A 6,720-nucleotide genomic window follows, 5' to 3' on the forward strand; every position below is an offset into this window, starting at 1 on the left:
GGACGCGGGATGATCGGGACGGGGATGGCGGAGTCCGTCGGCGAGGGGGCCGCGAGGATCGGCTGGGCGCGCGGTGGGGAGCGGTGTCCGGTGCGGAGCGTTCGAGGTGTCGCGGTAGCGGAGTCGTGGCGGCGCGATCTCGAAGTCGATCAACGTGGTTGTTTGGTGGATAACGTTGATTATCCATCAAATAGAGAAGGGGGCGGGGGCCCGGCCACGGGGGACCCCGGCCGCTCCCGCGCGGCGGCGATGTCGGTGTGCTCGCCGGTTCGGCGCCCGTCGTGCGGGATGTTCGCGGCCGCCGCCGTCGGGTCCGCCGATCCGGTCCGAGGTCCGACGGCTCGGCCTCGTGGAGCTTGATCATCCGAGGGTTTTGTGGATCTTGTTCGCGCGGCGGGTCATGCGGTCGCCTGGTCCCGCGCGGCCCGCAGCCACCCCGCAAAACGTCACTGTGACGTTTTGCGGCGGACGGACGGGCTCTTCGGGATGTACCTCGGGGATGGTTCGTGCCGTGGCGGCGAGCCGGCGGTCCGCCGCGCAGCCGGGACGCCGCCGCCAGCTGCCGCCGGGCGCCTCGCCGAACCGACGAACGGCACCGCGCCGTCGAGCCACCGCGACACCCGTCGGCGAACGCAGGCCCGACGCGCGCCCGCATCGCACGCCCGGCCACCGACCCCTCCCGGCTCGGATGCTCCGAGGTCACCGGAGTGCCGATAATCTACATTATGTCAAGTAACGGAGATCCGGCCTCCTCCGACCGCTCCCCGCAGCCGCACGAACGCTCCGCACACCACCGAGCCAAGCCAGCACCCCGCCCGCACGGCACCCCACACCACCGCCAGCACCGGCATCCATCGACTCGGCCTCGGCGTCGGGACGAGCCGGCCGGCCACGTCGCACCCGCCGATCACCGCACCACCTGTCGGTCCCCACCGGTAGGCAGTCCCCATGCCGATGACGTTGACCGGGATCGAACACGCGTTCCGCTGTTCCTGGGGGGCCGACACCTGCGCCCCCGAAGACCTCTCCGAGTGGTCACCGCGAAACCCCGCGCGCGGCCAGTGCGGGGTGACCGCGCTGGTGCTGCAGGACTTCCTCGGCGGTGAGCTGCTGCGCGGCGAAGTCCTCGTCGCCGGCGCGCGGGTCGACTTCCACTGGTGGAACCTGCTCGGTTCGGTGGAGGTGGATCTGACCCGGGAGCAGTTCGCCTCCGAGGAGGTCGTCGGGCCGGGTGAAGTGGTCGTCCGCGGCCCGCTGCGGCGGATGCAGGCGGAGTACGAGCTGCTGCGCGAGCGGGTGCGGGCGCACCTCTCCCCCGTCGGCTGAGCGCTAGCGCCGCAGTGCCGACGGTCGTGACTGCGGGTGCAGCCGGTAGAGCACGTCCATGTAGCGGGCGGGGAAGAGCCGAGCGAGCAGGTCCGGGACGACGGCCGAGGACGCGATGAGCACACGGCGCTTGCGGCGGTGGACGCCGTCGAGGATCTGGGCGGCGGCCTTGTCGGCCGGGTAGGACAGCAGCTTCGCGTAGTTCGCCCTCCCCCGGGCCAGCTGTTGTTCGTCGACGCCGCTGGCGACGCGGGCGGATTCGGCGATGCGGGTGCGGATGCCGCCGGGGTGCACGGTGGTGACGCCGATGTCTTGTTCGGCGAGTTCGTGGCGGAGGGCGTCGCTGAAGCCGCGCAGTGCGAACTTGCTCGCGGCGTAGGCGGATTGGCCGGGTGGCGCGATGAGGCCGTAGAGGCTGGAGACGTTGACGATGTGCGCGCCTTCGCCGAGCCGGGGCAGCAGCAGCCGGGTGAGGGTGACGGGTGCGCGGAAGTTGATGTCGATGACCCAGTCGAACTCTTCGCCGGTGAGCTGGTCGAAGGTTCCGCCGAGGGCGACTCCGGCGTTGTTGATCAGCAGGGTGATGTGGGGTGCTGCGGTGGTGATGCGCTGGGCCAGGTCGTCGAGGGCCGGTGTGTCGGCGAGGTCGGCGACGTGGGTGTGCACGGTGCGGTCCGGGTGGGTGCCGCGGAGGGTGTCGGCGACGGTGGTGAGGCGTGCTTCGTCGCGGTCGATGAGGACGAGGTCGCTGCCGCGGGCGGCGAGCTGGTGGGCCATCTGTTCGCCCATGCCGCTGGCGGCGCCGGTGAGGACGGCGGTGCCGCCGGTGAAGCGGTAGCGGTCGAGGGTGGGCATGCGTCTCCTTGCTCAGCGTCGTGGTGATCGAGTGTGCGTGGTGGCGGCCGTGGTGACTTGACCCGGCGCGACGTTCTCGTGACTTCGTGCGACACGGCGCACGTCGCTGGGGGTGGTCTGCCACCAGCGTCGGCAGCAGCGGCTGAGCGCGGATTGTTCGGAGAGGCCGAGCAGGGCGGCGATCCGGCCGAGGGGCAGGTCGGTGCCGGTGAGGTAGCGGTGGGCGGCGTGGCGGCGGGCGTCGTCGAGGAGTGCGGCGAAGGTGGTGCCTTCGTCGCGGAGCCGGCGTTGCAGGGTGCGGGGGTGCAGGTTGATGAGGTGGGCGATGGCGCCGATCTCGGGTGGTGTGGTGCCGAGGGCTTGGGTGAGGACGCTGCGGACGCGGGTGGCGAGGTCGGCGCTCTCCCCCGGTGTGCGTTCGGCGAGGTAGGCGAGGGCGAGTTGGCGGACGCGTTCGTCGGCGCCGGTGAGCGGTCTGGTGGTGAGGCTGCGGGGCAGGCGGAGCAGGGCGGCGTTGCTGCCGGTGGTGATGGGGGCGCCGAAGAACTCTTCGTAGACGTGCAGGGGCGCGGCGGGTGTGTGGGGCAGTTCGGCGGTGCGGAGTCCGTAGCGGCCTGCGGCGAGGAAGGTGATGGCGCGGTGCAGGAAGCCGAGTCCGAGGTCGATGGCTTGGCTGGAGGTGGGGGCGCCGGGCGGGAGTTCGTAGCGGAGGGCGGCGATGCCGGGTGTGCCGCGGGGGTCGTCGTCGAGGGTGATGGTGAGGGCGCGGGCGTGGACGAACAGGTAGCGGGTGGCGCATTCGAGTGCGTCGCCGATGGTGGGTGAGTTGCGGATGGCGAGGGCGAGGGGGCCGAGCATGCCGAGGTCTTGGCGGGCGGCGATGCGGAGTCCGAGGTCGGGTCGGTGCAGGTCGGCGGCCGCGGTTTCGAGGGTGGTGACGAGGGCGCGTTCGGGGACGAGGAGGTCGTCGGTGTCGAGTGCGGCGGTGGGCAGGCCTGCGGTGCGGGCGTAGTGCTCTGCGTCGCCGCCGAGTTCGGCGACGGTGGCGCGGAAGCCGCGCAGGCCTGCGGAGCGGATCACCGTCATGTCGTCGAGGGTCAAGGAGTTGTCGTGTGGCGTCAAGATCGGGTCGGGGTGGGTGCGGAGACTGGGGGCATGTCGGAGTCTGCGGTGGGTGTCGAGCACGTCGATGTGGTGGTCGTGGGTGCCGGGTTGTCCGGTGTCGGGGCGGCGTACCGGGTGAAGTCGGAGTGCCCTGGTCGTTCGTTGGCGGTGCTGGAGGCGCGGGACGTCTCGGGTGGGACGTGGGATCTGTTCCGGTATCCGGGGGTGCGGTCGGATTCGGACATGGCGACGTTGGGGTATCCGTTCCGGCCGTGGCGGGGGTCGCGGCCGTTGGCGGATGGTGCGTCGATCTTGGAGTACGTGCGGGCGACGGCTGCGGAGTTCGGGATCGAGGGGTTGATCCGGTACCGGACGAAGGTGGTGGCCGCGGAGTGGTCGAGCGCGGAGTCGCGGTGGACGTTGCGGCTGGCGGTGCGGGGTGCGGACGGCGGGGTGTCGGAGCGGGTGTTGACGTGCGGGTTCTTGTACTCGTGCGCGGGTTATTACGACTACGAGCGTGGTAATGAGCCGGTTTTCCCGGGTGTGGAGTCGTTCGGTGGTGAGTTGGTGCATCCGCAGTTCTGGCCGGAGGGCTTGGATTATGCGGGCAAGCGGGTGGTGGTGATCGGTAGTGGTGCGACGGCGGTGACGTTGGTTCCGGCGATGGCGCGGGAGGCGGCGCGGGTGACGATGTTGCAGCGGTCGCCGACGTGGATCAGTCCGGTTCCGGGGCGGGACCGGAAGGCGGAGCGGTTGCGGGCGTGGTTGCCGGAGCGGGTGGCGAGTCGGTTGGTGCGGTGGAAGAACATCGCGTTCTCGACGGCGTTCTTCCAGTTCTGCCAGCATTTTCCGCGGGCGGCGCGGGGGTTGTTGACGCGGGTGAGCGCGCGGGCGTTGCGGGATGAGGCGGCGGTGCGGGAGCACTTCACGCCGTCGTACGACCCGTGGGACCAGCGGTTGTGCGCGGTGCCGGACGGGGATCTGTTCGGTGCGGTCCGGGAGGGGCGGGCCGAGGTGGTGACGGATCACGTGGAGTCGTTCGTGCCGGAGGGGGTCCGGTTGCGGTCGGGTCGGGTGTTGGCGGCGGATGTGGTGGTGTCGGCGACGGGGTTGCGGTTGTTGGCGTTCGGGGGGATTTCGTTGCGGGTGGACGGTCGTGCGGTGGAGTTGTCGGAGGAGTTCGTGTGGCGTGGGGCGATGGTGTCGGGGGTGCCGAACTTCGCGGTGTGCATCGGGTACACGAACGCGTCGTGGACGTTGCGGGCTGATCTGTCGTCGCGGTTGGTGTGCCGGGTGTTGGGGTTGATGGGTCGGCGGGGTTGGTCGGCGGTGGTGCCGGTGCCGGGTCGGGGGTTGCGGGCGCGGCCGTTGCTGGATCTGGCGTCGGGGTATGTGCAGCGGTCGATCGGCGCGTTCCCGCGGCAGGGTGATCGGGGTTCGTGGCGGGTGCGGCAGAACTACCCGTTGGATGCGGTGGCGACGTTGCGGGGCGGGTTGGCGCGGGAGTTGGTGCCGGTGCCGGTGTCGGGGGTCCGCTCCCCTGCTGTCACGGGGAGTTGAGCAGGGCGCGTTCGGTGCGGGTGGTGAGTCCGGCGGGTCGGGTGCGGCGGTCTCGGAGGGCCCGCTGCGGGATCGTGCCGGGTTGGCGGGCTGAACGCGCCGCCGGTGATCGGCGTGGTGGGGCTGCTCCCGCACTGCGGTGGCCTCGACGAACTCCTGGACGTAGGTGGACGGGAACGGTCCTCGGGCGGCTTGTGCTGCGACACGCCCGCGAAGCCGGTGCGGGTGGTCTCAGCCGCCGCCACCGTCACCATTGCGGGCGTCACCGCGGCCCTCGCCGTCGAGGTCGCCGCTGACGTCGCCTCCGTCGAATCCGCGGCCGTGCACGGAGGTGCTGTGCGTGGAGGGGTGGGCGCCGCCGGACCCGATGAACGGGGCCGCGGTGTAGCCGCCACCGCGAGGAGCCCGGCGGCGTCGAGCGAGCAGGCTGACCACCACCGCGAGCATGAGCACGAAGAGCGCCACTGCTGAGATCACGACGATCAACCCCCATCGTCTCGGGCTCGGTGCCGCCCGCGGGAGCCCGTTTCGCGTTTCCCAGTCTGAGCGGGCGTTTTCGGACGCTATCAGGCCGACGACACCGCTGAGCCGAAAACAGGCGGGTGGCCCGCCCTGTCCTTCGGCCGGTCATCCGCCCCTGGCATCGGATCGCCGCTCACATCCGCCGGTCGCCGATCCTGTTCAACCAAGCGTCGATCATGCGTCCGCTACACCCCGGTTCGGCGGCGCGGGCGCCCACTGCTGCCTCAAGGAGCGGGGTGCCGCTCCCCTGCGGCTGGTGCGTGGTGTCAGCGGCGGTTGAGGATGCGGGTGGCGGTGGTGACGAGTGCGGCGTTGTCGGGGGCGATGTCGCCGTCGGGGAGTTGGAGGGTGTCTTCGAGGCCGATGCGGGTGTCGAGGCCGCGGTGGGCGGCGAGGGTGAGCACGGGCCAGGCGCCTGCGCCGGAGCCGTGCAGCAGGACGGGGCTGCGGGCGGGTCCGATGTGGTCGAGGAGGGTGTCGGCGGTGGTGGCGGCGCCGCGGGTGGTGGGGTCGGTGACTTCGGCGAGGACGCGCAGGACTCGGTCGCGGGTGGGTGCGGTGCGGAACCGGTCGGGTCCGTCGGTGCCGGAGTGCAGGCCTGCTTCGACGGCGATGCCGCGGTCGAGGAGGGCGGTGGCGATGTCGTCGGCGCCGTCTTCGTGCCAGTTGACCGAGGCGTGGTCGGGCAGCACGGTCCAGGAGCGGATGGCGGTGATGCGGTCGCGGGGGTCGGGTGCGGTCCAGGCTCCGGTGGTGACGCCGATGGGGGTTCCGGGTGCGGCGGCGCGGACGGCGAGCAGGGTGGCGGCGAGGATGTGCGGGTCGAGGCTGTCGGTGCCGTCGGGGTGTTTGGGGTGCAGGTGGAGTTCGGTGGCTCCGGCCGCGGTGCAGGCGGCTGCGGCGGTGGCGAGCTGTTCGGGGTGCACGGGCAGGTGGTGGTGCTCGCGCGGGGTGCGGGCGCCGTTGAGGCAGGCCTGGAGCATGTGCCTGATTGTGGCGGTTTCCGGGGGTGCGGGGTATTCGGTGCGCTGGGTCGTTGCCGTGCCGGTGGCGTGTCGTGATCATCGGTGGGGTGGTTAGCGTGGTGGTGTGGTGATGTTGGGTGCTCGGGAGCGGTTGGCGATCGATCGCCGGTTGGCGGGGTGGGACGTGGATTCGGCTCGGGGGCCGTGGACGCGGTGGTTGTTGGAGTCGGTGCGGGATCGGCCTGGGGTGCGGGCGGCGGAGTTGGCCGCGGAGGTGGGGCGTCCGGTGTCGCGGGTGAAGGCGCAGGCGTGGTGGTTGGCGGATTTGGGGTTGGTGGAGCGGTCGGGGCAGTCATACCGGTTGTCGGAGCGGGGTGCGGAGTACGTG

At 71.5% G+C, this 6,720-nt stretch carries 6 protein-coding genes; 2 read left to right on the forward strand and 4 right to left on the reverse strand.

Annotated features, from left to right (window positions below):
- The first annotated feature begins 948 nt into the window (after positions 1–948).
- Positions 949–1,326, forward strand: a complete 378-nt coding sequence (locus tag LCD35_RS29155) for a hypothetical protein (RefSeq protein WP_225045269.1) — start codon at positions 949–951, stop codon at positions 1,324–1,326.
- Positions 1,327–1,329: 3 nt separating this feature from the next.
- Here the strand turns inward: LCD35_RS29155 and LCD35_RS29160 are convergent, their stop codons facing one another.
- Entirely contained in the window at positions 1,330–2,181 is an 852-nt protein-coding gene (locus LCD35_RS29160) for an SDR family oxidoreductase (protein WP_225045270.1), read from the reverse strand.
- A gap of 12 nt (positions 2,182–2,193) precedes the next feature.
- Positions 2,194–3,267, reverse strand: coding sequence for an AraC family transcriptional regulator (locus LCD35_RS29165; RefSeq protein ID WP_225045271.1), 1,074 nt, complete (start codon positions 3,265–3,267; stop codon positions 2,194–2,196).
- A 69-nt stretch (positions 3,268–3,336) separates the two neighbouring features.
- On the opposite strand from LCD35_RS29165, the gene LCD35_RS29170 reads away from it, so the two are divergent.
- Positions 3,337–4,845 (forward strand): NAD(P)/FAD-dependent oxidoreductase, encoded by a 1,509-nt coding sequence (locus LCD35_RS29170; protein WP_225045272.1) that lies wholly within the window; start codon positions 3,337–3,339, stop codon positions 4,843–4,845.
- 231 nt (positions 4,846–5,076) lie between these two features.
- Here the strand turns inward: LCD35_RS29170 and LCD35_RS29175 are convergent, their stop codons facing one another.
- Together LCD35_RS29175 and LCD35_RS29180 are read right to left on the reverse strand one after the other, a co-directional pair.
- A complete protein-coding gene (locus LCD35_RS29175; RefSeq protein ID WP_225045273.1) occupies positions 5,077–5,322 on the reverse strand; it encodes a hypothetical protein in 246 nt (81 codons plus the stop codon).
- A 311-nt stretch (positions 5,323–5,633) separates the two neighbouring features.
- Positions 5,634–6,350, reverse strand: a complete 717-nt coding sequence (locus tag LCD35_RS29180; protein WP_224978484.1) for a 3-keto-5-aminohexanoate cleavage protein — start codon at positions 6,348–6,350, stop codon at positions 5,634–5,636.
- Positions 6,351–6,720 lie beyond the last annotated feature (370 nt).

This window comes from Saccharopolyspora sp. 6V, assembly GCF_020176785.1.
In the GTDB taxonomy this organism is placed as follows: Bacteria; Actinomycetota; Actinomycetes; order Mycobacteriales; family Pseudonocardiaceae; genus Saccharopolyspora_C; species Saccharopolyspora_C gregorii.

What these genes read in the sequence shown, in the direction of transcription:
- LCD35_RS29170 (WP_225045272.1), top strand. Translation starts at nt 3,337, where the DNA reads ATGTCGGAGTCTGCGGTGGGTGTCGAGCACGTCGATGTGGTGGTCGTG.
- LCD35_RS29165 (WP_225045271.1), bottom strand. Translation starts at nt 3,267, where the DNA reads ATGACGGTGATCCGCTCCGCAGGCCTGCGCGGCTTCCGCGCCACCGTC.
- LCD35_RS29180 (WP_224978484.1), bottom strand. Translation starts at nt 6,350, where the DNA reads ATGCTCCAGGCCTGCCTCAACGGCGCCCGCACCCCGCGCGAGCACCAC.
- LCD35_RS29155 (WP_225045269.1), top strand. Translation starts at nt 949, where the DNA reads ATGCCGATGACGTTGACCGGGATCGAACACGCGTTCCGCTGTTCCTGG.
- LCD35_RS29160 (WP_225045270.1), bottom strand. Translation starts at nt 2,181, where the DNA reads ATGCCCACCCTCGACCGCTACCGCTTCACCGGCGGCACCGCCGTCCTC.